Source organism: Pedobacter yonginensis, assembly GCF_003173595.1.
GTDB lineage: Bacteria > Bacteroidota > Bacteroidia > Sphingobacteriales > Sphingobacteriaceae > Pedobacter > Pedobacter yonginense.
On the sequence record NZ_QGNZ01000002.1, the window covers coordinates 1 to 25,034 of the forward strand.

Annotated in this window: 28 protein-coding genes; 9 read left to right on the forward strand and 19 right to left on the reverse strand. The window is 37.7% G+C overall.

Features of this window, described 5'->3' with window-relative positions; all coding sequences use genetic code 11:
• Positions 1-616: 616 nt before the first annotated feature.
• From DHW03_RS06860 to DHW03_RS06870, 3 genes are read right to left on the reverse strand one after another with little or no spacing between them, the layout of a single operon-like run.
• Positions 617-976: a CoA-binding protein gene (locus DHW03_RS06860; protein WP_109925039.1), complete on the reverse strand. Its 360-nt coding sequence runs from the start codon at positions 974-976 to the stop codon at positions 617-619.
• Positions 977-993: 17 nt separating this feature from the next.
• Positions 994-1,461, reverse strand: coding sequence for a DinB family protein (locus DHW03_RS06865; protein WP_109925040.1), 468 nt, complete (start codon positions 1,459-1,461; stop codon positions 994-996).
• Positions 1,462-1,494: 33 nt separating this feature from the next.
• Positions 1,495-3,036 carry an NAD(P)/FAD-dependent oxidoreductase gene (locus tag DHW03_RS06870; protein WP_109925041.1) on the reverse strand — a complete coding sequence of 514 codons (1,542 nt, stop codon included), beginning with the start codon at positions 3,034-3,036 and terminating at the stop codon, positions 1,495-1,497.
• A gap of 186 nt (positions 3,037-3,222) precedes the next feature.
• Here DHW03_RS06870 and DHW03_RS06875 point away from each other — a divergent pair, with 186 nt between their 5' ends.
• From DHW03_RS06875 to DHW03_RS06895, 5 genes are all read left to right on the forward strand, one after another.
• Positions 3,223-3,804, forward strand: a complete 582-nt coding sequence (locus tag DHW03_RS06875; protein ID WP_109925042.1) for a LemA family protein — start codon at positions 3,223-3,225, stop codon at positions 3,802-3,804.
• Between the two features lie 82 nt (positions 3,805-3,886).
• Positions 3,887-4,330, forward strand: coding sequence for a TPM domain-containing protein (locus tag DHW03_RS06880; protein ID WP_109925043.1), 444 nt, complete (start codon positions 3,887-3,889; stop codon positions 4,328-4,330).
• Positions 4,331-4,333: 3 nt separating this feature from the next.
• A complete protein-coding gene (locus DHW03_RS06885; protein WP_109925044.1) occupies positions 4,334-5,122 on the forward strand; it encodes a TPM domain-containing protein in 789 nt (262 codons plus the stop codon).
• A 78-nt stretch (positions 5,123-5,200) separates the two neighbouring features.
• Entirely contained in the window at positions 5,201-5,590 is a 390-nt protein-coding gene (locus DHW03_RS06890) for a hypothetical protein (RefSeq protein WP_109925045.1), read from the forward strand.
• A gap of 19 nt (positions 5,591-5,609) precedes the next feature.
• Positions 5,610-6,158: an NUDIX hydrolase gene (locus DHW03_RS06895; protein WP_109925046.1), complete on the forward strand. Its 549-nt coding sequence runs from the start codon at positions 5,610-5,612 to the stop codon at positions 6,156-6,158.
• A 153-nt stretch (positions 6,159-6,311) separates the two neighbouring features.
• Here DHW03_RS06895 and dnaA read toward each other — a convergent pair whose 3' ends face one another.
• The 3 genes from dnaA to DHW03_RS06910 all read right to left on the reverse strand — a co-directional run bounded on the left by dnaA (position 6,312) and on the right by DHW03_RS06910 (position 10,092).
• Positions 6,312-7,742, reverse strand: coding sequence for a chromosomal replication initiator protein DnaA (gene dnaA / locus DHW03_RS06900; protein ID WP_109925047.1), 1,431 nt, complete (start codon positions 7,740-7,742; stop codon positions 6,312-6,314).
• 194 nt (positions 7,743-7,936) lie between these two features.
• Positions 7,937-9,484 (reverse strand): acyl-CoA mutase large subunit family protein, encoded by a 1,548-nt coding sequence (locus DHW03_RS06905; protein WP_109925048.1) that lies wholly within the window; start codon positions 9,482-9,484, stop codon positions 7,937-7,939.
• A gap of 77 nt (positions 9,485-9,561) precedes the next feature.
• Positions 9,562-10,092 carry a DUF7935 family protein gene (locus DHW03_RS06910; protein ID WP_109925049.1) on the reverse strand — a complete coding sequence of 177 codons (531 nt, stop codon included), beginning with the start codon at positions 10,090-10,092 and terminating at the stop codon, positions 9,562-9,564.
• Positions 10,093-10,184: 92 nt separating this feature from the next.
• On the opposite strand from DHW03_RS06910, the gene DHW03_RS06915 reads away from it, so the two are divergent.
• Together DHW03_RS06915 and DHW03_RS06920 are read left to right on the forward strand one after the other, a co-directional pair.
• Positions 10,185-10,538 (forward strand): HesB/IscA family protein, encoded by a 354-nt coding sequence (locus tag DHW03_RS06915; protein WP_109925050.1) that lies wholly within the window; start codon positions 10,185-10,187, stop codon positions 10,536-10,538.
• Positions 10,539-10,668: 130 nt separating this feature from the next.
• Positions 10,669-11,901 carry an ABC transporter permease gene (locus DHW03_RS06920; RefSeq protein WP_109925051.1) on the forward strand — a complete coding sequence of 411 codons (1,233 nt, stop codon included), beginning with the start codon at positions 10,669-10,671 and terminating at the stop codon, positions 11,899-11,901.
• 151 nt (positions 11,902-12,052) lie between these two features.
• Here the strand turns inward: DHW03_RS06920 and DHW03_RS06925 are convergent, their stop codons facing one another.
• From DHW03_RS06925 to DHW03_RS06945, 5 genes are read right to left on the reverse strand one after another with little or no spacing between them, the layout of a single operon-like run.
• Positions 12,053-12,790, reverse strand: a complete 738-nt coding sequence (locus tag DHW03_RS06925; protein ID WP_109925052.1) for a tyrosine-protein phosphatase — start codon at positions 12,788-12,790, stop codon at positions 12,053-12,055.
• A 17-nt stretch (positions 12,791-12,807) separates the two neighbouring features.
• On the reverse strand, positions 12,808-13,365 hold the full coding sequence (locus tag DHW03_RS06930) for a hypothetical protein (protein WP_109925053.1): 558 nt from the start codon (positions 13,363-13,365) through the stop codon (positions 12,808-12,810).
• A complete protein-coding gene (gene galE, locus DHW03_RS06935; protein WP_109925054.1) occupies positions 13,366-14,388 on the reverse strand; it encodes a UDP-glucose 4-epimerase GalE in 1,023 nt (340 codons plus the stop codon). It abuts the gene before it with no gap.
• 1 nt (position 14,389) lies between these two features.
• Positions 14,390-15,379 (reverse strand): UDP-glucuronic acid decarboxylase family protein, encoded by a 990-nt coding sequence (locus tag DHW03_RS06940; RefSeq protein ID WP_109925055.1) that lies wholly within the window; start codon positions 15,377-15,379, stop codon positions 14,390-14,392.
• A 1-nt stretch (position 15,380) separates the two neighbouring features.
• Entirely contained in the window at positions 15,381-16,691 is a 1,311-nt protein-coding gene (locus tag DHW03_RS06945; protein WP_109925056.1) for a UDP-glucose dehydrogenase family protein, read from the reverse strand.
• 66 nt (positions 16,692-16,757) lie between these two features.
• On the opposite strand from DHW03_RS06945, the gene DHW03_RS06950 reads away from it, so the two are divergent.
• Positions 16,758-17,981 (forward strand): 3-deoxy-D-manno-octulosonic acid transferase, encoded by a 1,224-nt coding sequence (locus DHW03_RS06950; protein ID WP_109925057.1) that lies wholly within the window; start codon positions 16,758-16,760, stop codon positions 17,979-17,981.
• On the opposite strand, the gene DHW03_RS06955 is transcribed toward DHW03_RS06950, so the two are convergent.
• The 8 genes from DHW03_RS06955 to DHW03_RS06990 all read right to left on the reverse strand — a co-directional run bounded on the left by DHW03_RS06955 (position 17,959) and on the right by DHW03_RS06990 (position 24,169).
• Positions 17,959-18,465, reverse strand: a complete 507-nt coding sequence (locus DHW03_RS06955; RefSeq protein ID WP_109925058.1) for a gluconokinase — start codon at positions 18,463-18,465, stop codon at positions 17,959-17,961. The genes DHW03_RS06950 and DHW03_RS06955 overlap by 23 nt on opposite strands.
• Positions 18,466-18,470: 5 nt before the next feature.
• On the reverse strand, positions 18,471-19,481 hold the full coding sequence (gene hemH, locus DHW03_RS06960) for a ferrochelatase (protein ID WP_109925059.1): 1,011 nt from the start codon (positions 19,479-19,481) through the stop codon (positions 18,471-18,473).
• Positions 19,482-19,639: 158 nt separating this feature from the next.
• On the reverse strand, positions 19,640-20,314 hold the full coding sequence (locus DHW03_RS06965) for a fatty acid desaturase (protein WP_109925060.1): 675 nt from the start codon (positions 20,312-20,314) through the stop codon (positions 19,640-19,642).
• 70 nt (positions 20,315-20,384) lie between these two features.
• The gene (locus DHW03_RS06970; RefSeq protein ID WP_109925061.1) at positions 20,385-21,233 is read right to left on the reverse strand and encodes a 4-hydroxy-3-methylbut-2-enyl diphosphate reductase; all 849 of its coding nucleotides are present in this window, start codon (positions 21,231-21,233) and stop codon (positions 20,385-20,387) included.
• A 10-nt stretch (positions 21,234-21,243) separates the two neighbouring features.
• Entirely contained in the window at positions 21,244-21,918 is a 675-nt protein-coding gene (locus tag DHW03_RS06975) for a carotenoid biosynthesis protein (protein WP_109925062.1), read from the reverse strand.
• Positions 21,888-22,985, reverse strand: coding sequence for a glycosyltransferase (locus tag DHW03_RS06980; protein ID WP_109925063.1), 1,098 nt, complete (start codon positions 22,983-22,985; stop codon positions 21,888-21,890). The genes DHW03_RS06975 and DHW03_RS06980 overlap by 31 nt, the downstream gene beginning before the upstream one ends.
• Positions 22,982-23,605, reverse strand: coding sequence for a 1-acyl-sn-glycerol-3-phosphate acyltransferase (locus DHW03_RS06985; protein WP_109925064.1), 624 nt, complete (start codon positions 23,603-23,605; stop codon positions 22,982-22,984). Before DHW03_RS06985 ends, DHW03_RS06980 begins: the two co-directional genes overlap by 4 nt.
• Before the next feature lie 54 nt (positions 23,606-23,659).
• Complete coding sequence (locus DHW03_RS06990) at positions 23,660-24,169, reverse strand: phosphoribosyltransferase family protein (RefSeq protein WP_109925065.1); 510 nt, start codon at positions 24,167-24,169, stop codon at positions 23,660-23,662.
• A 128-nt stretch (positions 24,170-24,297) separates the two neighbouring features.
• Between DHW03_RS06990 and DHW03_RS06995 the strand changes: the two genes are divergently transcribed.
• Positions 24,298-25,002, forward strand: a complete 705-nt coding sequence (locus DHW03_RS06995; RefSeq protein WP_109925066.1) for a head GIN domain-containing protein — start codon at positions 24,298-24,300, stop codon at positions 25,000-25,002.
• Positions 25,003-25,034 lie beyond the last annotated feature (32 nt).

Sequence of the window (25,034 nt, forward strand, 5' to 3'; positions counted from 1 at the left end):
GAGCGTCGGCACGCGCCTCGGTATCTCTTTTATCCCCTTCCCGACATCCGCCGTTCCGGTCTTTTTTTCCCTTCCTTTCGGTTGGGAGTGCAAAGGTAGGAATCTTTTCCGAACTTCCAAATAAAATATCTTTATTTTTTCGTTCCGCTTCTTCCAGCCACATGCCTTCAATCTCGCCCCCTCTCAAGGGCCTCCCGTTCCTTCCGAACCGGGTTGCAAAGGTAAGAACTTTTTCCCCTTCTCCAAGAACTATTTGAAAATAATTCTTGATCTTTCCCAGCCTCTCTTCCTTCCTGCCGTTTCCTCCGAAGCGGGATGCAAAAGTAGAAAAAAATATCGCCAGTGCAAACTCATTCTTACTTTTTCTTGAAGCAAAACCGTAAGTGTATGATTTACACTAAGAAAAAAAATAAATGAATTGATTAAGGAAGGAATAATGAGCAGATCTTTCCGTTTTCTATTTTGCTTTAGTGCTGCTAAACCTTAAATTTTAGCACAGAAAGATTTAAATAAACCCGATCGAAATGGAAAACCCGCAAGGCGAAGCATGAGCCGAGGATTTGAAATGAAGAGCGGGGCCGCCATTAATAGCAGCACAAGCCCTGCTTTTCTAATTTTAATATTGCCCTGTGCTAAGGAGAACGAGCGTACAAGCTTCAATTGGTTCGATACCATGTTGATCTAATAACTTTTCTAATTCGTAGTTTTCTGTGCCGGGATTGAAAATTACGCGTTTTGGCTTAGTATCGATTATGTAATTATGATATTGTTCTTGAAGTGCTGCACCTATATATAAGGTTATGGTATCTATATCGTTGTGAATAATTTCGGGTTTCTCGATTTCAGAACCCGCTACCTCACCTTTTTTTATACCTACATTAACGATTTCATGGTTGAAACGTTTTAACATATGTGCTGCCTTATATGAATATCTTGACGGATCTAGCGATGCACCGATTATAAGGGTCTTTTTCATACTCATGATTTTGGAAGTTAAAATTTTGATAAGAGTGCTATTTGACCAGCGTGATAGGCATGGTGCTGTATGAGTCCATTTAGGAGTTCGATATTGGTAACGCCTGTACCTAGAGCCAGGTTTCTCTCATCATTGGTATGATCCTGCCATTGATTTTCGGTTATGACTTCGCACTGCCGAATGAGCTCTTCGTTGGCCACTTTAAAATTGAAAATAATTTTTTCCCATGCCTTTGGCGTTTTTTCTTGCGGCATGGGCCAATCGCCTAAGGCCGGTTCTGAAGCTAAATTACCCAATAGCCTAGAAGTAACTTCTTCTGTCCAGCTGGTGAGGTGCATGGCAATTTCGGCAATGGAATGGGCATTTGGTATAAAATGTTCGAAAGCATTTTCTGGCTTAACATTATTTAGGGTTTGCATAACATGATTGCCATGCCAAGCATCTCCATTAAAAGCTTTTTGAAGTTCGTTCGTAATTTTAAACATAGATTAGTAACAATATCAGCTTTATAAAGTTTGTTAACTGCCTGCCAAAATCGCATTTGCACAGTTTATCCCATCAATTGCGGCAGAAACGATTCCGCCGGCGTACCCTGCTCCTTCGGCACATGGGTACAAGCCACTTATTTGGGGGTGCTGAAAGGTTTCTTTATTTCTTGGGATTCGCACCGGTGAGGAGGTTCGGCTTTCTACGCCAACCAATATGGCTTCATTGGTGTAGTATCCCCTAATTTTCTTGCCAAATAAAGGAAGTGCTGCTTTAAGGCTTTCGGATACAAAATCGGGCAAGATATTATCGAGCATAACGCTCTTTGTACCTGGCAGATAGGAGTTTTTTGGTAAATCGATAGAGAGTTTATTGTTTACAAAATCCATCATACGTTGTGCAGGAGCCACAAGGTTACCACCACCAGCCTCAAATGCAAGCCTTTCGATCTCTGATTGAAAGTTTAACATTCGAAGTGGGTCATAACCCTGAACGTCATCTAAAGTAACCTGAACAACAGTACCTGAATTTGCATAGGGGTTATTTCGCTTGGAGGGCGACCAACCGTTTACTACAATTTCTTTTTCTCCGGTTGCGCATGGCGCGATAATGCCCCCTGGACACATGCAAAATGAGAACACGCCGCGAGCCCCCACTTGCTCTACCAAACTATAATAGGCTGGAGGTAAAAATTCTGATCGAATATCACAATGATATTGAGCCGAATCGATTATTTCTTGTGGATGCTCGATGCGTACGCCCAATGCAAATGGCTTGGCTTCGATTAATATATTTTTTTTATTGAGCAACTCATACACATCTCTGGCGGAATGACCCGTAGCCAGAATGATGTGATTGGCAGACAGTTGATCTTTAAAATTGATTTCGATCCCTTTTACTTGACCAAACTCGATTAGGATGTCGGTCATTTGGCTATCAAACATCACCTCTCCACCAGCGTTTAAGATGGTATCTTTAATGGATGTGATGATTTGAGGTAGTTTATTTGTACCAATATGGGGGCGGGCATCAATTAAAATATCTTGCTCGGCACCATGATCTACAAAAACCTGAAGGACTTTATTAATATCGCCGCGTTTATTTGAACGGGTATAAAGTTTCCCATCCGAATAGGTACCTGCTCCCCCCTCTCCGTAACAATAATTGGACTCTGTATTCACCAAACCTTGCTTATTGATGGCCGCCAAATCTCTTCTGCGTTGTTTTACATCCTTTCCTCTTTCGATAATTATAGGCTTCAGTCCATTTTCGATGCATTGTAATGCTGCAAATAAACCTGCGGGGCCAGCACCGATAATAAGAACTGGCTTAGCATCACTAACATTTTTATAATTAACTCGATGAATTTCTAGAATGCGTTCTTCATCAATATACGCCCGAACCTGTAAACGAAAGATGACTTTACGCGATCGGGCATCGATAGAGCGCTTCAGAATTTCGTAATCTTTAATTCTATTTTCGGATAGCTTTAAACCATCTGCTAGCTTCTGTTTGATTACCTCAAATTGCTCTATCTGATTTGGGAGCAAAGTAATTTCGATTTCTTTTTGCATAGTTCGTCAGGTTTTTATCCCGAATGCTACAAAGGTACATCCAAAATTATAAAAATGGTAATTTATGCTTGGCTCAGTACAAACTGGCAGAGATTGACAGAAAATGTAACAAAGGCATACATTTTGATATCTAATTTGTAAATTGACCATAATTCAATTTGAATAACATTAAACCAATTTATAGAAATGAAAAAATTAGTATTCGGAATTTTAGCTGCAGTTATTGCAGTGACCACTTTAAGTTCATGCGGTTATAATAGCATGGTTAAGCTTGATGAAAATGTAAAATCTAAATGGGGAACAGTACAAACTCAATACCAACGTAGGGCAGATCTGATTCCAAACCTGGTAAGTACAGTAAAAGGTGCGGCGAAATTTGAGCAAGGAACCTTAACCGCAGTGGTGGATGCAAGAGCAAAAGCAACACAGATGACTGTTAAAGCCGATGATTTGAGTCCTGAAAATATTCAAAAGTTTCAAGCTGCACAAGGGCAGTTAAGTCAGGCATTGGGCAAATTGTTATCGATAACTGAAGCTTATCCAGAATTAAGAGCTACACAACAGTTCAGCGATTTGTCAGCTCAACTAGAAAGTACTGAGAATAGAATTACAGTTGCACGTAAGGATTTTAATGACGCCGTTCAAGAATACAACGGAAAAATAAGATCATTTCCAAACAACTTAACTGCCGGAATGTTCGGATTTAAAGCTAAAGGCTATTTTGAAGCCGATGCAGCTGCAAAAGACGCACCAAAGGTAGAGTTTTAATATTCTTACAATACAATTTAAGGGTAATGGTGTTTATGCATATGAACATTTATTACCCTTTTTACTTCATACAAAATAAGACATGTCGTTATTTTCAGAAATTGAACAAGATAAAGTAACTAAAGCCATTTCGGATGCTGAAAAAGCAACATCTGGCGAAATTAGAATTGCCATTGATAAACATTGTCCGGGCGACCCTTATGAAAGAGCAATAGAGTATTTCGCCAAACTGGATATGGATAAAACTGCACAACGCAATGGCGTTTTAATTTATTTGGCACATGCCGATCATAAATTCGCAATTATTGGTGATGCTGGAATTAACAAGGTGGTACCTGAAAATTTCTGGGAAACCACCAAAATAGCTATGACTGCTCATTTTGCCAAGGGCGATTTGGCAGATGGTATTGTAGCAGGTGTATCATTAGCTGGCGAAAAATTGGCCTTGTTTTTTCCTTATCAAACTGGAGATATTAATGAGTTGCCAAATGATATTGTTTATATGGATAATCAAGATAACAAATAATCAATGAAGAAATTATTTCTCTTATCGTTTTTCAGCTTAATTTTCGCATTTGCTTTTGCGCAAGATTTCCCTGAGAAACCAGGCACCCTGGTTAACGATTATTCGGGTGTACTCTCAGCAACTCAAAAACAATCTTTAGAAAGCAAACTTGTTGCTTTTGATGATTCAACTTCTACACAAATTTCTATTGCTATAGTAAAATCTGTTGGTGATTACGACATTAATGAATACGCGGTTGAGCTGGGTAGAAAATGGGGCGTTGGCCAAAGTGGCAAAAACAACGGAATTATGATTGTTGTGGCAGTTGGCGATCGAAAAATATCCATTCAAACAGGCTACGGTGTTGAAGGTGCATTGCCTGATGTGTACGCCAAAAGAATTATAGAAAATGATATTAAACCGCTTTTTAAAGCGGGTGATTATTATGGCGGACTTGATGCAGGTACAACATCTATCATCAAATATACCAAAGGGGAGTACAAAAACGACAACCCAAAAACATCTGCCAGTAAAAAAGGTGGCGGAGGCAGCATTGCCATAATCATAATCATTATTATAGTGATTATCATATTTATGAGAAAGGGCGGAGGTGGAAATAGCGAAGTTATCGGCGGTAGAGGTGCATCAAATGCCTTATTCTGGGCTATGCTTTTCGGTAGTGGCGGCGGCCGTGGTGGAAACAGTGGTTGGGGAAGTGGCGGCTTCGGCGGTGGATCATCTGGCGGCGGAGGCGGATTTGGTGGTTTTGGCGGCGGAAGCTTCGGTGGTGGCGGCTCTAGCGGAAGTTGGTAGCTATCATTCGTTTTGCGCTTGGAAATGGTTGTTTGTGAAAACCTTTTGTTTCAATTTTAAAATTTTAGAAAAGCCATTGTGTATAGAAAAGATTTAATTACTGCCGAAATTCAAAAATTGGCTCAGGTGTTGGCCAGAATAATGGGCTTAAAATTAGAAGGGAAATTAGAAGAAGCCCAATCTGTTTTTAATGAAACCATGCAGGCTAGTTTTGGGTTAACCGTTGAAATAATGCAAGCCGAGGATCCTTTTGTTTTTGAAAAATGGCTGAACGAGCATGATCTTTCTCCAGAAAAACTCGACTCCTTGAGTGAGTTTTTGTATTATGAACTGGGTGTAAGTGAGGAAATAAATCAACTTATTGCCCCAAAACTGAATCTCATTTATCAACGATTGGCAGATCAGCATAAAATTGTTCATCTGGTAAATTTACATCGTCAGAAAAACATCCAGCAGTATTTAAATTAGCTGATAAAATTAAGAGGAAATGATTATAGAGAAGTGGCGTAAACTAGCCTCGAAATATTTAGTACGAGAAAAATGGGCAACTTTAAGGGTAGATACCTGCGAACTCCAAGGTGGTACCATTAAAGACGATTATTATGTTTTAGAATATCCAAATTGGGTAAACGCAGTTGCCTTAACAGAAAGCAATAAAATCATTTTGGTTAGGCAATATCGGCATGCGGCTGATATTATTTCATTGGAAGTTCCTGGTGGTGTGATAGATGGCGATGAAGAACCTGAATTTGCGATTAAACGCGAGCTTTTAGAAGAAACGGGGCATAGTTTTAAAACCTGCAAGTTGGTTGCAGAACTTTATCCAAATCCGGCCACTGCCAACAATAGAACATTTACTTACGTACTTACAGGTGGCACAAAAACTCACGAACAACATTTGGATGAACATGAAATTTTAAATGTTGAAGAATACACCGTTGAGGAGGTTAGAGATTTGATCAAAGAGAATAAAATTGCGCAGGCTTTGCATGTTGCTGCTTTACTTTATGGCTTGGCCGAATTAGACAAGCAGTAATACCATTTATAAAACGCGCCTAGCGACGAATAACTAATCACTTACCCATCAAAAGAAAAGCCCTGATTCAAAAAATCAGGGCTTTTAGTTTATAAAGATTTAAGATGAACGGTTAGTGGTATCGCTTTTTACTTCCACAACCGAATGCTCATTTTAGCTCATTTTTAACTTCTTCTGTATATCGTGTACGTAAGCTTTAAACTTCTTATCTGTGTCGATTAAATCTTCTACCGTTTGGCAAGCATAAATTACTGTACTGTGATCGCGACCGCCAAAGAAAGCACCAATCGTTTTTAATGACGACTTTGTATGGCTTTTGGAAAGGTACATCGAAATTTGACGGGCTTGAACAATCTCTCTCTTACGAGTTTGTGATTTAACCATATCAACTGGTACCTCAAAATATTCGCAAACCAATTTTTGAATGTATTCCATCGAAATCTCTTTTGAAGTATTTTTGATGAAGTTTTTCAGCATTTGCTTGGCCAAGTTTAAGTCGATTTCCTTTTTGTTCAAAGTAGCTTGAGCAAGTAATGAAACCATTGCGCCTTCCAACTCACGCACGTTATTATCAATGTTGTGGGCAACATATTCTACAACTTCCCCAGGTAACTCAATACCATCGGCATACATTTTCTTTCTTAGGATGGCAATACGGGTTTCCAAATCTGGAATTTGCAAGTCTGCAGATAAACCCCATTTAAAACGACTTAATAAGCGCTCTTCTAATCCTGCTAAATCTTTTGGTGCTTTATCAGATGTTAAAATAACCTGTTTTCCTGATTGGTGTAGATGGTTAAAAATATGGAAGAAAATATCCTGTGTTTTTTCTTTACCCGCAAAGTTGTGTACATCATCCATGATGATGACGTCCATTGCCTGATAAAAATTAACGAAATCGTTAATGGTGTTGTTTTTTAAGGAATCAACAAATTGTTGACAGAATTTCTCACAGCTTACATAAATTACCAGCTTATCTGGCATGCTGCGTTTAATTTCATTACCAATAGCTTGGGCTAAGTGCGTTTTGCCTAAACCTACCCCACCGTAAATCATTAAGGGATTGAAAGAAGTACCACCAGGTTTAGCGGCAACAGCATAACCTGCAGAGCGTGCTAAACGATTGCAGTCTCCTTCAATATAGTTTTCAAAAGTATAGTTAGAGTTTAATTGTGGATCTACGTTTAGTTTTTTTAATCCAGGTATAATGAATGGGTTTTTAATATCCTTGTTAATGGAAACCGGAATTGGCATGGATTGAATCTTAGCTTCTGCTCCATTTCCGTTTGACGGCATATTAGTGGTATACGGGTTACCGCTGTTAGATGATTTATCAACAACGATATTGTATTCCAACCGGCCATCCTCTCCGAGTTGTTTTTTTACTGTTTTACGTAATAAGCCTACATAGTGCTCTTCAAGCCATTCGTAAAAGAATAAACTCGGTACTTGAATGGTTAGAACCTTACCTTCCAATTTAAGGGCTGTTATTGGCTCGAACCAAGTTTTAAAACTTTGATTCGGGATGTTATCCTTAATAATTTGAAGACAGTTCTTCCACACTTCTGTACAAGTTTTTTCCATTGCGATTTCTATAATTTATTGGTTTTCAGTGCCGATTCGAATTTACGGGATGGTCCGTATCGGGAGTACGAATATTGACAAAATTATCAACATTTTAAACAAAAATTTCAAATAATTTGTAACTCATTCATAAGCAACTGCCTACCTCGTTTAACCTGAATTTTTAGTGTGGATAACTATTTATTAACATCATTTTAATATTCTCCGAAGGTATTTCGAAGTACATCGGCTATTTCGCCAAGGGTTGCATAATGCTCAACAGCATCAATAATTAGCGGCATTAGGTTAATATCTGCCTTAGCAGCTTCTCCTAACCGTTTCAAGGCATTTTCTACCGCTTCGTTATTTCGTGTTGCCTTTAAATCGTTCAGTTTTTCTGTTTGCAGTAAGCGAATGGAATCATCAACATTAAATACATCATTAATACCCTCTTGTTGCTGTGTAAACTTATTCACACCAACTAAAATCTGATCTCCATTTTCAATCTCTGTTTGATAACGGTAGGCAGCGTTGGCAATCTCATTTTGCATATAATCACTTTCTATTGCGTTAACCGATCCTCCCATGGCATCTATCTTATCAATATATGCCCAGGCTGCTTTTTCTACTTCATCAGTGAGATTCTCCACAAAAAAAGACCCCGCTAAAGGATCAACCGTATCCGTTACACCACTTTCAAAGGCAATAATTTGCTGGGTACGGAGTGCAATTTTTGCTGCAGATTCGGTAGGCAGGGAAAGTGCTTCATCATAACCGTTGGTATGTAAAGATTGGGTTCCGCCTAAAACCGCAGCCATCGCTTGATTGGTTACTCGAATGACGTTATTTAAAGGTTGTTGTGCAGTTAAGGTGGAGCCACCTGTTTGGGTATGGAAACGCAGCATTTGAGCTTTCTCATCCGTGGCGCCTAAATCTTTAGTGATTTTAGCCCACATCCGTCTGGCTGCTCTAAATTTCGCAATTTCTTCAAAGAAGTTGTTGTGGCAATTAAAGAAAAAAGATAATCTTTTTGCAAAAACATTGATATCTAAACCTTTATCAATGGCGGCCTTTAAATACGTTTTACCATTGGCCAGTGTAAATGCCAATTCCTGCACTGCGGTAGAGCCTGCTTCGCGAATATGGTAGCCAGAAATGGATATCGTATTCCACTTTGGTACCTCTTGGCTACAATACTCGAAGATATCGGTAATTAAACGCATGGAAGGCTTTGGAGGGTAGATATACGTCCCTCTTGCGGCGTACTCTTTTAAAATATCGTTTTGAATCGTTCCAGAAATTTGTTTCAAATCGGCGCCTTGCTTTTTTGCCAATGCAATGTACATCGCCAATAAAATCGCCGCGGTGGCATTAATTGTCATAGAGGTTGTAATGTCTTTCAGCGCGATGCCATCAAACAAAATCTCAATGTCCTTTAACGAATCTATAGCAACACCAACTTTGCCTACTTCTCCATCAGCCATTTCATGATCAGAATCGTAACCAATTTGAGTGGGTAAATCAAAAGCAACCGACAAACCGGTTGTACCTTGAGCCAATAAGTAGTGATAACGTTTATTGGATTCTTCTGCTGTAGAGAAACCAGCATATTGGCGCATCGTCCATAACCGACCGCGATACATATCCTTCTGAATGCCCCTAGTAAATGGAAATTCACCTGGCTTTTCTTCCATTGGTGTTGCCGAGGTGTAGCACGCTTTTATTTCAATGCCCGAAGTGGTGGTGTGTTTCTTGTTGCTCATGGTTATTTGGTCAATTATTTACTCATTTGTTGGTCTGCAACTTAATGGAAGAGGAAATGCAGATTAAAAATGATCAGTTAAAAGAGTTTCTGAATATCTTTTTTTACCAACTCTATCGTCAAATCATAAGGGTTTTCATCAATACTGGCCATGTGCTGCAAAATGGCTTTGCTCAACTCTATCCCATTGGCTTCAGCGGGCAATCCTTGCACAGCATTGTTAATCATAGCAATGGTATCGTCTTTCAACTTACGCACCACATTCCAAGTCACACTATCTACATAGAGTTGTTGGGTAATGTTATGTTGATATTCTGATCGCACCTCATTTAAAATACCAGCCTGCAAAGCAGCAATTCCGATTCCTTGTTGATGAAGCCGAACCAACAGGTTTGCCGGATTAATCCTATCTGTAAAAATTATCAACCTTTCATGGGCTTGTAAACGCAGGGGCAATAAATGAGCTCTGCTTTCTTTGTTGAGCTCTATGTTTTTTAAGCTAAAGAAACGATGAGTATCATTCTTCAATAAATAATAGATTGCAAAGAGCGCCAAGAAAACACCTGCAAATAAGATGGCAACATTAATCAGGATTTGTTCGATATTCATTTGTATTGTTTAATTACGGTAATATTAACGAGTAGATAAAAGCAAAAATGTGCATTATTATTTATATTTGTAAGAGTTAAAATTTAAATAACATGAGTACTACAGTTGATACAGCATTTGCACCAGTTACTTTTTCAGAAGGAGCAGCAAAAGAGTTATATAAATTAAAGGATCAGCAAGAGATTGGCGATGATTACGGATTACGTGTAGGCGTAGAAGGCGGTGGATGTGCGGGTATGAATTACATATTAGGCTTCGACCAAAGAAAGGATGGCGACCAAGAATATTTCATCGACGGAATTAAAGTTTTCATGAACAAGGCTCACCAAATGTACCTTATGGGCATGATGATCGATTGGCAAGATGGCTTAAACTCTCGCGGTTTTACCTTCGTAAATCCCAATGCAACCAGCACTTGTGGCTGTGGCACCAGTTTTTCTGCATAAAGAAAATAATATTGTAACATATCTTATAGTCCCTTTGTCTAAACATCGGGACTTTTTTTATTTTTATAGGATATGTAAGTTTCAGCGACGAAAATCAGCTGAAAACTACACTTTTCATACCAACGCTTAAATGAATTACAGAGAAAACATCAGGCTTGCGCTAGAATCTATCAAGGGCAACAGACTTCGTACCATGTTAACTGCTTTAATTATTGCCATTGGCTTAATGGCATTGGTGGGTATTTTAACTACGCTTGATGCTGTAAAGAAAAGTATGACTGAGGCGTTTAGTAGCATGGGGGCTAATTCGTTTACCATCAGAAATCGTGGTACGGGAATTAGAATTGGTGGGCAAGGAAAAAGGCCAAAACCTTTTAAAGCAATTCGATATGAGGATGCCGTTAAATTTAAGGATAGCCTAAACACCCCGGCAACAGTTGCAGTAAGCGTTTTTGCAAGCAGTGGTTCTACTGTAAAGTTTGGTAGTTTAAAAACCAATCCGAATATTAATGTTCAAGGTATTGATGAAAATGGCTTGGCCTCGCAAGGATTAAATCTATCTGAAGGCAGAAACTTCAGTGTTTCTGAAATTCAACTCGGAAGTAATGTTTGTATCGTTGGTGGAGAAATTGTAGAAAAACTTTTTAAGGGGGCAGACCCAATGGACAAGCTGATTAATGTGGGCAATAATCGCTTTAAAATTGTAGGTGTTTTAGTGAAGAAGGGATCGAGTATGGGCTTTAGTGGAGATAGAGCGGTATATGTGCCACTATCCAAAGCGAAACAGATTAACGCAAATGCAAATCCATCTTATACCATAACGGTAATGGTTCCGAGTAACGATATACAGGATAATGTTATAGGTGAATCGACCGCTTTATTTAGAAATATCCGTAAAGTTAAGGTTGGTGAAACCAATAATTTTGAGATTACTAAAAGTGATGCTATTGCGCAAACCTTGTTCGAAAATTTGGCATTTGTAGCCATTGGTGGTGTAGCCATTGGAATTATTACCTTATTTGGGGCTTCTATTGGCTTGATGAACATTATGTTGGTATCAGTTACCGAACGCACCAGAGAAATTGGTATCCGCAAAGCGATTGGCGCAAACCCTCAAGTTATTCGTCGCCAATTTTTAATTGAGGCAGTGGTTATATGTCTAATGGGCGGAGCGCTCGGTATATTTTTAGGTATTTTACTCGGAAACTTAATATCGCTCACCATGGGTGGCTCATTCATTATTCCCTGGTTATTTATCTTGGGCGGTTTTGTCTTGTGTGTACTCGTGGGAATTGGCTCTGGTTACTACCCTGCAAAAAAAGCATCTAAACTAGACCCCGTAGAAGCGCTGAGGTACGAGTAAGGAAAAAGAGATGGCAAATTGGCTAAGCCTAATCGAAGAAAAACTTTCCGTGACTTCCCTGTTTCCGCGGCGAAATTATGATGGCAACCGAAATAGAAGCCAAAAAGCTGCCGTGCTTTCCGTGTTTCGTAAACAAAATTGCAAAAATTAGCTATAGCAAAGTATTACTGAGCTGATGCATCGTGAGTAATTGGTGCATCCCAGCAGTGGTTAAGCTTTCTTCCAACGCAGCTGCATGTTTCAAGTGGTGCATATCGCTTCCTATAAAATCTACCAAATGATTTTCAACCATCTCTTCTGCAATCTTGCTTGCCCCTGCTCCATAATAACCCGTTAAGGCAACAGAATTTAATTGAAGCAAACAGCCGGTTTCTCTTATCTCCTGGTAATTTTCTATCGAATTATGAAAATACGGATAACGCTCTGGATGGGCCAAAACTGGTTTATATCCAGCATCCTGCATAATTTTTATAAAATCGAATACGTTTTGTGGGGTATTGATGTACGATAGTTCGAAAAGCAAATACTGATTCCCAAATGTGAGCACTTCTTTTTGCCGAACTTTTTTTTCTAAAGTTTCATCCAAATAGTATTCGGCTGCTGCATTTACTTCTAAATCAAGTTGAATATCTTGTAAACCTTTTCTTAAAACATCAAGCGCTTTATTGATTGTATCTGGTGTATTACGGTAATAATCAGCCATGATGTGTGGCGTAGCGATTAGTTTTTTAAAGCCAAGCGCTTGAAATTTTTTCGCTAGTAGTAATGCATCGTTCAGAGATTGTGCGCCATCATCAATCCCAGGCAATATATGCGAATGCATATCGGTTCCAATAGTTGAGAAATTAAATTCGGGTAATATTTTTTTCTTTTTAAATAATCCGAACATAACGATAGGATCTTGGCTTAACTTATTTCCTTCGGCAAATTAGATGCCTCAGCTTCGTGGGCTAATTTAGATGAATAAATCCTCTCTAACAAATGATTTAGATTTTCTGAAAGATCAAATTGCAAATCTTCATGAAGTTTTTTAAACTTATTTATGGTAACAGAAACGGTTTTGATGTAATAGGTAGCAAATAAAAAACTAAAATCCCGATAGCCAAAGACGGATCTTTTGTATTCTATCGGGATGATATTTAATATGTATATTTTTAATTCTACTTCTCCTAAAACATCTTTGGTAACTTTATAAAAGTGATTGACGGAAGTAATCATTTTCCTCACTTTAACTAGAGCTTCCTTAGCATTTAGTTTTTTAAGCGCTGCAATTTGAGCTTCTGCCTCAGATTTGATTTTTTCTTTTCTATCTTCTAAATCAATTTCGCTCTCCAACAATTTGTAATGAAGGTGTTCTGTGAGCACTTTATCTTTAGCAATTAGCCTTAACAACAACTTATCCTTTTCTTTGACAGGAAGATCTGTTATGGCCACTTTTAAATCCTTATGCTCGGCTAACTTCATTTAGAAGGGATTCGCTTTGATGTATTTTTCCCATTCCCATGCCGATTTCATCATTTCTTCAATGCCTAATTCTGCTTCCCAGCCCAGGACATCTTTTGATTTTTGAACATCACCATACACCTTTTCTACATCACCACTTCTTCTCTCTCCAACTTTATAGTCAAGCTTCTCTCCAGTGGTTTTTTCAAATGCAGAGATAATTTCGAGAACCGAAGAGCCTTTTCCGGTGCCGATGTTGAAAACTTCATAATTGCTTTCGGCTTTCTTATCTTCCAAGCGCTTAACAGCAGCCACGTGAGCCTTTGCTAAGTCAACTACATGGATATAATCTCTAACAGCAGATCCATCAACGGTATCGTAATCATTTCCATAAACGGTAATTGGTCCGCGTTTACCAATTGCAGATTGTGTAATGAAAGGTACAAGATTTGCAGGTACACCATTTGGTAATTCACCAATTAGTGCGCTTTCATGTGCGCCAACCGGATTGAAGTAACGTAGCGCTATCACATTTAAATCAGGCGTTACTGACGTAGTTTCTTGCAAGATTTCTTCTGCAATCTGTTTGGTATTTCCATAAGGAGATTCGGCCTTCTTGATGGGTGCCGATTCAGTTACAGGTAAAGCATCTGGCTGGCCATAAACCGTACAGGATGAAGAAAATACAAAATCTATCTTTTTATTGAAAGACGTAAGCAGGTTAATCAGACTATAAAAGTTATTCTTATAGTATTTTAGAGGTTGAGCTACAGACTCCCCAACGGCCTTGTACGCTGCAAAGTGGATAATTCCTGTAATATCTGAATGTTGCTCGGCAAAGGCCTGAACGGCAACATAACTCTGAAGATCTATTTCATGGAAATCGAACCACTTTCCAGTAATTGCATGGAGCTGTGTTAGAATTTTAATGTTTGAATTAGAAAGATTATCAACAATAACCACGTCATAACCTGCATTGTGAAGTTCTACAACGGTATGAGAACCAATGTAACCCGAACCACCTGTAACTAATATTTTCGACATCTTAACGATTAAATGTTGTAAAGTCTTTGTGTTCAATCTTCGCCAAAGCGTCTTGTGGTAAAGATTTAAAGTATTCGTAAGTAATTTTCAAACCTTCTGCCCGACCAACTTTGGGCTCCCAATTCAATAAGGCTTTAGCTTTGGTGATATCTGGTCTTCTTTGTTTAGGATCATCTTGAGGAAGTTCCTTATACACGATTTTTTGAGATGTACCTGTAAGTTTGATGATCTCTTCACAAAACTGCTTGATTGTAATCTCATCTGGATTTCCTATGTTGACAGGTTGAGCATAATCAGACATCAATAAACGGTAAATACCTTCAATCAAATCGTCAACATAACAGAATGATCTCGTTTGACTTCCGTCTCCGAAAACCGTTAAATCTTCCCCTCTTAACGCTTGTCCGATAAATGCAGGAAGTACCCTTCCATCGTTCAGGCGCATTCTAGGGCCATAGGTATTAAAAATTCTGATGATTCTTGTTTCCACACCATGAAAAGTATGATATGCCATTGTTATAGCCTCTTGAAAACGTTTTGCTTCATCATAAACTCCACGCGGACCTACCGGGTTTACGTTACCCCAGTATTCTTCTGGTTGTGGATTTACACTTGGATCTCCATATACTTCAGATGTGGATGCAATCAACATCCTAGCACCTTTTGCTCTAGCCAAACCCAGTAAATTGTGTGTACCTAACGATCCAACTTTTAAGGTTTGAATCGGGATTTTTAAATAATCGATTGGACTTGCTGGAGAGGCGAAGTGAAGAATATAATCCAACTGGCCTGGAATATGAACAAATTTAGAAACATCATGATTATAAAACTCGAAGTTCTCTAAACTAAAAAGATGCTCGATATTGGCTAAATCTCCTGTAATTAGATTATCCATGCCAATAACATGGTAATCTTCTTTGATAAATCGATCGCACAAGTGTGAGCCCAAAAAGCCCGCTGCCCCGGTAATCAGTATTCTTTTACGTTCCATCTTAATCTATTAGTTTTCTTCCAATACTGTTGTAGTAATATCCCAAATCAATCATTTTTTGTAAATCGTAAAGGTTACGTCCGTCAAAAATGACTTTATTTTTCAAAATCCCTTCAATTTTAGCAAAATCTGGGTTGCGGAATACAGACCATTCTGTTGCAATTAAAAGTGCATCTGCCCCCTCTAATGCTTCATATTGGTTTTGTGCATATTTTACTTTATCGCCTATAACGCCTTTTACGTTCTCCATCCCTTCTGGATCGAAGACGGTAACCGTTGCGCCATGGTTAACCAAGGCGTCAATAATATAAAGTGCTGGTGCTTCGCGGATATCATCTGTTTCTGGCTTAAATGCCAAACCCCAAAGCGCAAAATGTTTACCTTGAATTTCGTTTTTATAATATTTCAGAACTTTATCTACGATAATGGTTTTTTGTCTTTCGTTAACTTCCATTACCGATTTAAGGATTTGAAAATCGTAAGTATTTTCATCCGCGGCCATTACCAATGCCTGCACATCCTTTGGAAAGCATGAACCACCATATCCAATTCCAGGAAAAAGGAAACGTTTCCCGATACGGTCATCTGATCCGATACCTTTTCTTACTGCATCTACATCTGCCCCAACAAGTTCGCAAAGGTTTGCAATCTCATTCATGAAGGTGATTTTAGTAGCAAGAAACGAATTGGCTGCATATTTCGTAAGTTCAGAAGAACGTTCATCCATAAACAGAATAGGATTTCCTTGACGTACGTAAGGGCCGTACAATTCTGTCATGAGTTTTTTAGCACGTTCACTTGTTGTGCCTAATACAACGCGATCTGGTTTCATAAAATCCTCAACAGCTACACCTTCACGTAAAAATTCTGGATTTGAAACCACATCAACTTCTATCGAAGTGTTGGCAGCAAAAACAGCTCTAACTTTATCTGCTGTACCAACAGGTACGGTAGATTTGTTTACGATGATTTTGTATTCTGTAATTAGTTTTGAAATATCTTTAGCTGCGCCTAAAATGTACGAAAGATCTGCAGCCCCATCTCCTCCTGGAGGCGTTGGAAGTGCCATAAAAATAATTTGTGCATCTTTAACTGCATCTGCAAGATTGGTTGTGAACGTTAACCTACCCTGTTCAATGTTTCTGTGAAACAGTAAATCAAGACCAGGTTCGTAAATTGGCACTTCGCCATTCTGCATCTTTTTTACTTTTGCATCGTTAATATCAACGCAAATGACATCGTTTCCTGTTTCCGACAGGCATGTTCCTGTTACTAAACCAACGTATCCTGTACCAACTACGGCTATTTTCATATATTTAATTAGGGAGTTTTAAATATTTTCGTTTTATCTTGCGACGAAGATAATAAATTACATTCAATGCTTGTGCTTTACTCCTTAGGAATTAGATTATACTACGCAATTATTTGCTTTTTATCAATTTTCAATACCAAAGCCTCACTTTTTGTTAATGGAAGAAAGAATCTTTTAAACAAAATTGCAAAAAAAGTAAACTCAAAAGAAAAGCACATCTGGTTTCACTTTGCCTCTTTAGGGGAATTTGAGCAGGGCCGACCCGTTTTGGAAGAAATCAAGAACAAATTCCCTAATAAACAGCTAGTTGTAACTTTTTTTTCTCCCTCTGGCTATGAAATTAGAAAAGATTATGCGCTTGCGGATGTTTTCTATTTACCTATTGATACCGCACGTAATGCACGGCGATTTGTAAATCTAATCAATCCAGAAATGGCCATTTTTACCAAGTATGAATTTTGGTACTTCTATTTTATGGAACTTAAAGGTAGGGAGATACCATTGTATCTAATTTCCGGAATTTTTAGAGAAAACCAAATCTTCTTTAAATGGTATGGAGGATTTTATCGTAAGATGCTGAAATGTGTAAGCTATTTCTTTGTGCAAAATGAACAAAGCATTAAACTGCTGAATTCGATTGGCATAGAGAATTGTGTGCTTAGTGGAGATACCAGATTTGATCGAGTGTATCAAAATACAAAATCTGTAAAATCACTTCCCGAAATTGAAAGGTTTATTGGCAATGCTCCAACCATAATCTGCGGAAGCACTTGGCCTGAAGATGAAAAGACATTATCAACTTTGCCTGCGCAATATCCCAGTTGGAAATTTATCATCGCCCCGCATGAAATTGATAGCCAACATATTGAAAGTATAGAAAAACAATTTTCTAATATTGCCCTGAAATTTTCTACTTTAAATCCAGATAACCATGTGAATGCCCAAGTCCTTATTATCGACAATATTGGGATGCTTTCCTCATTATATCAATATGGCCAATTGGCTTATATTGGCGGTGGTTTCGGAAATGGAATTCACAATACTTTAGAAGCTGCTGCTTTTGGATTACCGGTAATTTTTGGGCCAAAGTACCAGAAGTTTCAAGAAGCTAAAGACCTCATTGCTTTAGGTTCTGCAAAAAGCATTTCCACCGTAGAGGAACTAGCCTTGGCTTTTGAAGATTTTAAAGAAAATCAATTCGCATCCGAGCAGGCAAAGAAGTATGTTGAAGATAAAAAGGGCTCAACTGACCAAATCATTAAAATGATTACGAAAGCTGGCCAGAATTAAAAATATCGTTTATAATTTCAGGAATACTCTGATTGATTTCTACCTGAACAACATCATTTTCTCCATTTTTGGGTTCTTCTAAAGCATCAAACTGACTCTGCAATAAACCCTTTGGCATATAATGGCCTTGTCGCAGTGCCAATCTCAATTCTATCAAATCAAAACTTCCTTTCAAATAGATAAATATTAGTTGTTCATTCTCTAATCTGATAACATCACGATATGATTTCTTCAGCGCTGAACAGGCAATAACGCATTTGTGATTATGAGCCACCTCCTTTTTGCCAACTTGAGCAACGAGCTTAAGCCAATCCAGCCGATCTGCATCGGTTAATGGAATACCTGATGCCATTTTATCGATGTTTCGTTGACTATGAAGATGATCTCCATCAACAAATCGAGCATTCATCCTCTGGGCAATGGCCTCACCGATAACCGTTTTACCACTACCAGATACACCCATTATGATGATTAACCCCACCATTCAGATTATTTTACCATGCCCACTAATGCTTCAATGAATACGGGACTATCATTTAAACTCTCTACCAACTGAACGTGTTCTCCACCCAATTCCCTAAATTCTTCGTGGTATTCTACCGTAATTTCATACAAAGTTTCCAAACAATCGGCAACAAAAGCCGGACTGAAAACCAAAAGCCTTTTCTTCCCCTCGCCTGCAAGTTTCTTCAAAACATCTGTCGTGTAGGGCTGTACCCAAGGCTCTTTCCCTAACCTAGACTGAAAGCAAACGGTATAATTTTCTCGTGATAAATTGAGTTCTTTGGCGATTAATCTGGCCGTATCATGTCCCTGAGCGGAATAGCAAAATTTATTGGTATCATTTAAGGTTTGGCAACAATCGGCATTTTTTAGACAATAACTACCTGTGTGATCGCATTTTAACAATTGCCTTTCTGGTAAACCATGGAAACTAAACAGAACATGATCATAACTTGCTATATCATGCTTTCTGGCATTTTCAGCAAAAACCTTAATCATTAACTCATTGTCGTGAAAAGAGTTAACAAACGAAATTGGCGGCACTGTTTGCCATTTACTAACCAATTCCATTACCATTTGCATTACAGAACCTGTGCTTGCCGATGCATATTGCGGAAACATTGGAATAACCTGTATGCTTTCTACCAAACCTGCTTTTAAGTTTGCTAACGCTGATGCAATTGAAGGATTTTGGTAACGCATGGCCAATTCTACATGATATTCGTCGCCGAGTCTTTCTTGAAGCATTTTCGCCTGAATTTGGCTATAAAACAAAAGCGGAGAACCGTTTTCACTCCAGATCTCTTTATATAATTTAGCTGTTTTTGGGCTTCGGAATGGAACAATAATGCCCTTTACTAAAAGCGTACGGTTAAAGGCAGGAATATCAATTACCCTTTCATCCATTAAAAATTGATCTAAATATTTTTTAACATCAGATACTGCAGGACTATCAGGTGTACCTAAATTGACCAGTAAAATTCCTTTTTTGCTCATTTAAATTTAAAGAATATGTTTTGGATGGTAAATATCGGCTTTTTATTGTTTTATACATACCCCAAAAGGATTTGAGCAGACATTTTTTAGTCAAATTTAATTCAAGTATCATTACACTTGGAACCTTGATTTAAAGAGTTCTCCTTTCAGGAGAAAAACTAACTTTTTGTTTTATGCAATTGCCACCAGGGCATATTAGGTTTTTGATGATGCTCTAAATGATAACCAAAAAAATAACAGGTTATAAAGGCCACAAAGTGATTTTTTTGAATGGTAGAGGATTGATATTCGTTATCATGCTCTCCTTTATGTGGCAAATAAGTACCAAAGTAAAAAAGTTGAAAGGTGCTCATTAATGAAGGTAGAACCCAAAACAGCAACAAATTTGTTTGATCAACCCAAATTTTTAACACATTAAAGGCCACAGCCATAATGAGAAGCTGAATAACATTTACATAATTGAGCATAAAGCTTAAATACCAACGCCAAAAGCCATGATTTGCATAATCCGGATCTTCAGCCGTATGGACATGCTTATGGTGTTTGTGGTGCTTAGTGAACAGGGTGCTGTAAAAAAAGCCTGCGTAAAGAAACACTGCAACAGACCCGAAAAAATTGTTGAGTGATTTGTTAATTGAAATTGTGCCATGCATAGCATCGTGTGCTGTTATAAACAAACCCGTATATAAATGCATTTGCACAAAAATGAGGAGATAAACAAGCGGGTTAGTCCAACTAAAATCCCACGTTAAAAGAAAATAAAGTGTAGTAAACCAACATATTAGCACTGTAGATGCAACGATGATGCCTGTATATTGATTTCTAATTTCCAAATTGAAGCTTTTAATTAATTAGGTAAAATTTAAACCAATGAAAGCGAAAATTGATTTGAAAAAGCAAATGCTAATACTGCTCCAATGCAACTTTAACTTTTTCCATCAACCACATTGGTGTAGAGGTTGCACCGCAAATTCCAACTTTATCATTTTCGGCAAACCATGATTGATCTATGTCTTCCACATTGGAAACGAAGTAGGAATTCTCGTTGTGTTTTTTGCAAACGTCGTAAAGTACCCTCCCATTGGATGATTTTTTACCTGAAACAAAAATGATCTTATCAAAGTCGGCAACAAATTTTTCCAACTCATCATACCGGTTAGAAACCTGTCTGCAAATGGTATCGTTTGCCTTTACCTCATACCCACGACCTAATAATTCATCTTTTATGTGGTAAAATTTATCTGTACTCTTGGTGGTTTGGCTGTACAAAGTAAATTTAGCAGGCAAGTCAACGGCATCCAGTTCGGCTAAATCTTGAAATACGATCGCTTTTCCATCGGTTTGTCCTTGTAAGCCAATTACTTCAGCATGACCATGTTTACCAAAAATTAAAATTTGTTCATTGTCATCATGAGAGTTCTTGATGCGATTTTGCAGTTTCAAAACCACCGGGCACGATGCATCGATTAAGATCAGATTGTTTTCTAAAGCAAGCTGATAAGTAGATGGTGCCTCGCCGTGTGCTCTAATTAAAACTTTTTCGTTTTTAAGGTTTTTTAAAACCTCGTGATCGATAATTTTTAAACCTCTTGCGGTTAACCTTTCTACCTCTTCATCATTATGTACAATATCACCCAAACAATATAAATAGCCTTCCTGATCTAAAATATCTTCGGCCATTTCTATAGCGTAAACTACACCAAAGCAAAAGCCCGATGATTTATCTATGGTGACTTGTAAATTATAACTCATTGCAACAAAATTAAGCAAAAATATTTGTTCGCGTTGTCATGTATAAGACAACAAAAAATATAAACTGAGCCACAAACATCGAAATTCCGATATATTTTTGCTGCTTTAAGCCCAAAGCATAGTAAAATTTAAGTAAGATAACCGATACGATAAACCAGGCGATGTAATTTTGAAGGGGAATGGTATGCCAATCCCAATGCCAATAATCAAATTTCATGGCTACGGGTTCTAGAAAGAAATCAAATGTCACCAAACAAATTGCGCCCAAAGCAGAAGCCAAAATACTATTCCTAATTTTCAGGGTTTTCATCATCTGGCCAATACTGAAAATCAAAATCACCCAGTTTACGCCCATTAGTAGCGGCACCGCAGCAATTTTATAGCCTAAAGTATCTCCGTAATAATAACTTCCAAAAATCTTTCCAGTATGAATGCCCAAAACTTCGACCAAAAACCCACAAAGAAAAACGCCCGAAACAAATAATAAAAGCCTTTTAATATCGCCATTGTAAGAAAAAACAATAACCGCGAACATCAAAAGTAAATGAAATGGAACCAACCTCATAAAATAGGGTTGCGCAACTGGGATTAAGAAACCCAATAAACCAACCAAATGAAAAACGATAATTACAGCAACTGCTATTTTTTTAACTTTTAAATCTGTTTGATCGTTCTGCCCTTCCATGTGCCGGTTTTAAAAATGTATTTTTTTATAGAGATTAATGAAATAATTAAGAAGAATAACATTTGCAACGGATGCAAAATCAAATTCATCAGAACGTTTTGTCCGGATAAAAATGAAATCATTATTCTACCTAATACAATTAATGTAATCGGTAATACAAGTAAAGTAATATTAAAGTTCAAAATTAATATTACTGGACCTATAATTACCAAAAGCAAGTAAAGTAATAATATTATAATGTTATTACCAAAACCCGCGAGTAAATTTTTACTAAATCCGTTTAAGCTTTCCTCCAAATTTTTGTACATTCTACAGTAAATCATGCCATTGGCCAGTAAAGCTTCAGCATTATTTTTTTCAAGCTTAACCTGTTTCATAATTTCTACATCCTCCACAACTTGGTTTTTTACCCGTTCGTGCCATAGGTTTGCGCTATAATTTGAGGCATTAAAAAACATACATTGTCCGCTTGCGGCAGAAAATGCAGGATTAGCCGAAAGTTTGACCAACCGGAGGGGCAGCAAATTCAACAGGATAAAATGCATTAAAGGAACAGTAAGTTTTTCTCCAATGCTAAGCATTTGTTGATTGGTAAAAAGACTTAGCAAAGCCAGCTTACCTTGCTCCATTCGGTTAATCAAACTGTTTATTAAGCCACGCTGGATGGATTCATCTGCATCAATGAAAAGAAGATATTTACCTGATGCCATTTGGCTAAGTTGATGACATGCAAAGTTTTTACCTAGCCAACCAGCCAGAAGTTGCTCACCTTTTACAACCTTAAATTGGGCATTATGATCGCAGAATTGTTGTGCAATAGCGAAGGTCTCATCTGTACTACCGTCATCCAAAACCACAACCTCATAATTGGCATAGTCTTGATTTTTAATAGATTGCAGCAATGAGAGTATGTTATCAGCTTCATTTCTAGCCGGAATAAGAATGGAAACTTTGTCTTGATGGTGCTTTATGGATCTGGGAAGTTTCGGATTAGACAGAAAATTAAAAACGGTAACCGAAAACCGAATGACTAAAAAAATAAGTACTGCGTAAATAAAAATGGTCATTCGGTAATTTCTGTTTGTTTCATAAGGGCGTTATCATAATGCTTGTTGTAAGCACTTTTTAACAATTGTAAACTGATATACTCTTCGTTTTCCCAATTTTGAAGATAGGTGTAAGCCGAAGCTTTTCTTTTCCCAAAATAATCGATAAAAGTTGCGGCAAAAACAATATTGATTCTTTTTTGACTTGAATTAATCATTTGCATTACACCTTTTTCAAAATTAATACTTTTAACATGGTTGGAATAGAGCTTGCCTTGTGGAAATACCAAAACCAAATTCTGCGGATCATCCAACAAATTACCCGCATAATTTAAGGTGTCTAGCACATCTTTTCCCCTATGCTCTGCGGCGAAAGCACCAAGATATTTTAAAAAGCCAACCTTTTTGTAGTTTTCAGCATTCACCAAAACATGAAAGTTTTTTTTAAACACCTTTTTATTGATGAAGAATAGGAGAAAACCATCCCACCAGCTAAAATGATTGGCCAAAATAAGCACGGATGAATCTGTCTTGAGGCTAACCTGATCGTAGTTGAAAAGACAAAAATCCTTTTTAATAATGTATTGAATGTACCAGGAAAAAAAGCCGTGGATGATTGTATTTTTTCGTGGTTGATACATAGCGGGAAATTGCAAAAAATTAGGATCATTTGCAACTATTGGGTTTGAGTGAGGCTAACTTAAATAAACACGATCTTCTTCACCCTCAACATCCATCACTACATCAACATGTTCTTTTAAAACCGTTGCTAATTCTATCCCTACAAAATCAGTGGCGATGGGGAAAATTTTATGGCTTCGATCTACCAGCACCACTGTTCTAATTTTTTTATGGGGTGTGTTTAAGAAAACGCCCAAGCCATACGCCAATGTTTTTCCGCTGTTTAACACATCATCCACCAGAATGATGACTTTGTTTTTCCAATGGCTTTCGTCCAAATCGGTTGAAGCGATAAGTTTACTGCTTTCCCTTTCCAAATCAATTCGAAGCAGGGTAACTTTTAAAGCACTTATTTTTTTCAGCACTTTTTCAATTCGTAGAGCCAGTTTATAACCACGATCCCAAATGCCAGCAAGTACAACTTCTTTCTCATTTAGATTATCTTCTAAAATTTGATAAGCAATACGATCTATTTTCTGTTGAATTTGCTTTTTATTGAGGATAAGTAATTGCGATGTGGCCATTTGTAAAAAGGATTGAATACAAAAAGAACGATTTTAAGGATGAAATTCAAACTATTTGAAAAATAAATTACGCCGCTTGCAACGTTTTTGCATTGATGGCGTCTAATCTATAACCTAAACACAAAATCATGAAAAATCTAATCAAATCGTTCGCCCTACTATTCATAATTGCAAGCGGTTTTATGGCAGGCGCACAGGAAACTAAAAATGTTTCTGTTAAAAACTTCAGTCGCATTGGAATAAGCAGCGGGATCGATTTATATTTAACGCAAGGCAATAGCGAAAGTGTAAGCATTAAAACAGATGCAGAAACCATGAAAGATGTTGTTGTTCAACAAAATGGAAACCAGCTAACCATCAAATTTAAGGATGGCGTAAATTGGGGCGGTCTATTTAAAAATCAGGTGATTAAAGTTTACGTAAACTATAAAACCTTGTCGGCTTTAGCTGCATCTGGTGGATCTGATGTTTACACTCAAAATACAATTAAAGTAAGTAAACTCGCCATTCAATCTTCGGGTGGTTCAGATTTAAAAATGAATATCATTTGTACCGATCTTTCAATCCAATCAAGCGGAGGAAGTGATTTAGATTTATCAGGAAGAGCAGAAAATATGACTTTACAATCTAGCGGAGGGAGTGATGTTAATGCTTTTGACCTAACTACGCAATACGCAAAAGTATCAGCCTCAGGCGGATCGGATGTTAATGTATATGTAGAAAAGGGATTAGAAGCCAGTGCAAGTGGTGGTGGCGACGTAAATTATAAAGGCAATGCCTCGCTTAAAAAAACATCCAGCTCTAAAAGTGGCGATGTTAATCATGTAAGGTAAAAAACTAAGATTTATTTTAAGAAATGCTGTTT

What these genes read in the sequence shown, in the direction of transcription:
- DHW03_RS06860 (WP_109925039.1), bottom strand. Translation starts at nt 976, where the DNA reads ATGAAAAAGACCCTTATAATCGGTGCATCGCTAGATCCGTCAAGATAT.
- DHW03_RS06865 (WP_109925040.1), bottom strand. Translation starts at nt 1,461, where the DNA reads ATGTTTAAAATTACGAACGAACTTCAAAAAGCTTTTAATGGAGATGCT.
- DHW03_RS06870 (WP_109925041.1), bottom strand. Translation starts at nt 3,036, where the DNA reads ATGCAAAAAGAAATCGAAATTACTTTGCTCCCAAATCAGATAGAGCAA.
- DHW03_RS06875 (WP_109925042.1), top strand. Translation starts at nt 3,223, where the DNA reads ATGAAAAAATTAGTATTCGGAATTTTAGCTGCAGTTATTGCAGTGACC.
- DHW03_RS06880 (WP_109925043.1), top strand. Translation starts at nt 3,887, where the DNA reads ATGTCGTTATTTTCAGAAATTGAACAAGATAAAGTAACTAAAGCCATT.
- DHW03_RS06885 (WP_109925044.1), top strand. Translation starts at nt 4,334, where the DNA reads ATGAAGAAATTATTTCTCTTATCGTTTTTCAGCTTAATTTTCGCATTT.
- DHW03_RS06895 (WP_109925046.1), top strand. Translation starts at nt 5,610, where the DNA reads ATGATTATAGAGAAGTGGCGTAAACTAGCCTCGAAATATTTAGTACGA.
- dnaA (WP_109925047.1), bottom strand. Translation starts at nt 7,742, where the DNA reads ATGGAAAAAACTTGTACAGAAGTGTGGAAGAACTGTCTTCAAATTATT.
- DHW03_RS06905 (WP_109925048.1), bottom strand. Translation starts at nt 9,484, where the DNA reads ATGAGCAACAAGAAACACACCACCACTTCGGGCATTGAAATAAAAGCG.
- DHW03_RS06910 (WP_109925049.1), bottom strand. Translation starts at nt 10,092, where the DNA reads ATGAATATCGAACAAATCCTGATTAATGTTGCCATCTTATTTGCAGGT.
- DHW03_RS06915 (WP_109925050.1), top strand. Translation starts at nt 10,185, where the DNA reads ATGAGTACTACAGTTGATACAGCATTTGCACCAGTTACTTTTTCAGAA.
- DHW03_RS06920 (WP_109925051.1), top strand. Translation starts at nt 10,669, where the DNA reads ATGAATTACAGAGAAAACATCAGGCTTGCGCTAGAATCTATCAAGGGC.
- DHW03_RS06925 (WP_109925052.1), bottom strand. Translation starts at nt 12,790, where the DNA reads ATGTTCGGATTATTTAAAAAGAAAAAAATATTACCCGAATTTAATTTC.
- DHW03_RS06930 (WP_109925053.1), bottom strand. Translation starts at nt 13,365, where the DNA reads ATGAAGTTAGCCGAGCATAAGGATTTAAAAGTGGCCATAACAGATCTT.
- galE (WP_109925054.1), bottom strand. Translation starts at nt 14,388, where the DNA reads ATGTCGAAAATATTAGTTACAGGTGGTTCGGGTTACATTGGTTCTCAT.
- DHW03_RS06940 (WP_109925055.1), bottom strand. Translation starts at nt 15,379, where the DNA reads ATGGAACGTAAAAGAATACTGATTACCGGGGCAGCGGGCTTTTTGGGC.
- DHW03_RS06945 (WP_109925056.1), bottom strand. Translation starts at nt 16,691, where the DNA reads ATGAAAATAGCCGTAGTTGGTACAGGATACGTTGGTTTAGTAACAGGA.
- DHW03_RS06950 (WP_109925057.1), top strand. Translation starts at nt 16,758, where the DNA reads ATGCTTGTGCTTTACTCCTTAGGAATTAGATTATACTACGCAATTATT.
- DHW03_RS06955 (WP_109925058.1), bottom strand. Translation starts at nt 18,465, where the DNA reads ATGGTGGGGTTAATCATCATAATGGGTGTATCTGGTAGTGGTAAAACG.
- hemH (WP_109925059.1), bottom strand. Translation starts at nt 19,481, where the DNA reads ATGAGCAAAAAAGGAATTTTACTGGTCAATTTAGGTACACCTGATAGT.
- DHW03_RS06970 (WP_109925061.1), bottom strand. Translation starts at nt 21,233, where the DNA reads ATGAGTTATAATTTACAAGTCACCATAGATAAATCATCGGGCTTTTGC.
- DHW03_RS06975 (WP_109925062.1), bottom strand. Translation starts at nt 21,918, where the DNA reads ATGGAAGGGCAGAACGATCAAACAGATTTAAAAGTTAAAAAAATAGCA.
- DHW03_RS06980 (WP_109925063.1), bottom strand. Translation starts at nt 22,985, where the DNA reads ATGACCATTTTTATTTACGCAGTACTTATTTTTTTAGTCATTCGGTTT.
- DHW03_RS06985 (WP_109925064.1), bottom strand. Translation starts at nt 23,605, where the DNA reads ATGTATCAACCACGAAAAAATACAATCATCCACGGCTTTTTTTCCTGG.
- DHW03_RS06990 (WP_109925065.1), bottom strand. Translation starts at nt 24,169, where the DNA reads ATGGCCACATCGCAATTACTTATCCTCAATAAAAAGCAAATTCAACAG.
- DHW03_RS06995 (WP_109925066.1), top strand. Translation starts at nt 24,298, where the DNA reads ATGAAAAATCTAATCAAATCGTTCGCCCTACTATTCATAATTGCAAGC.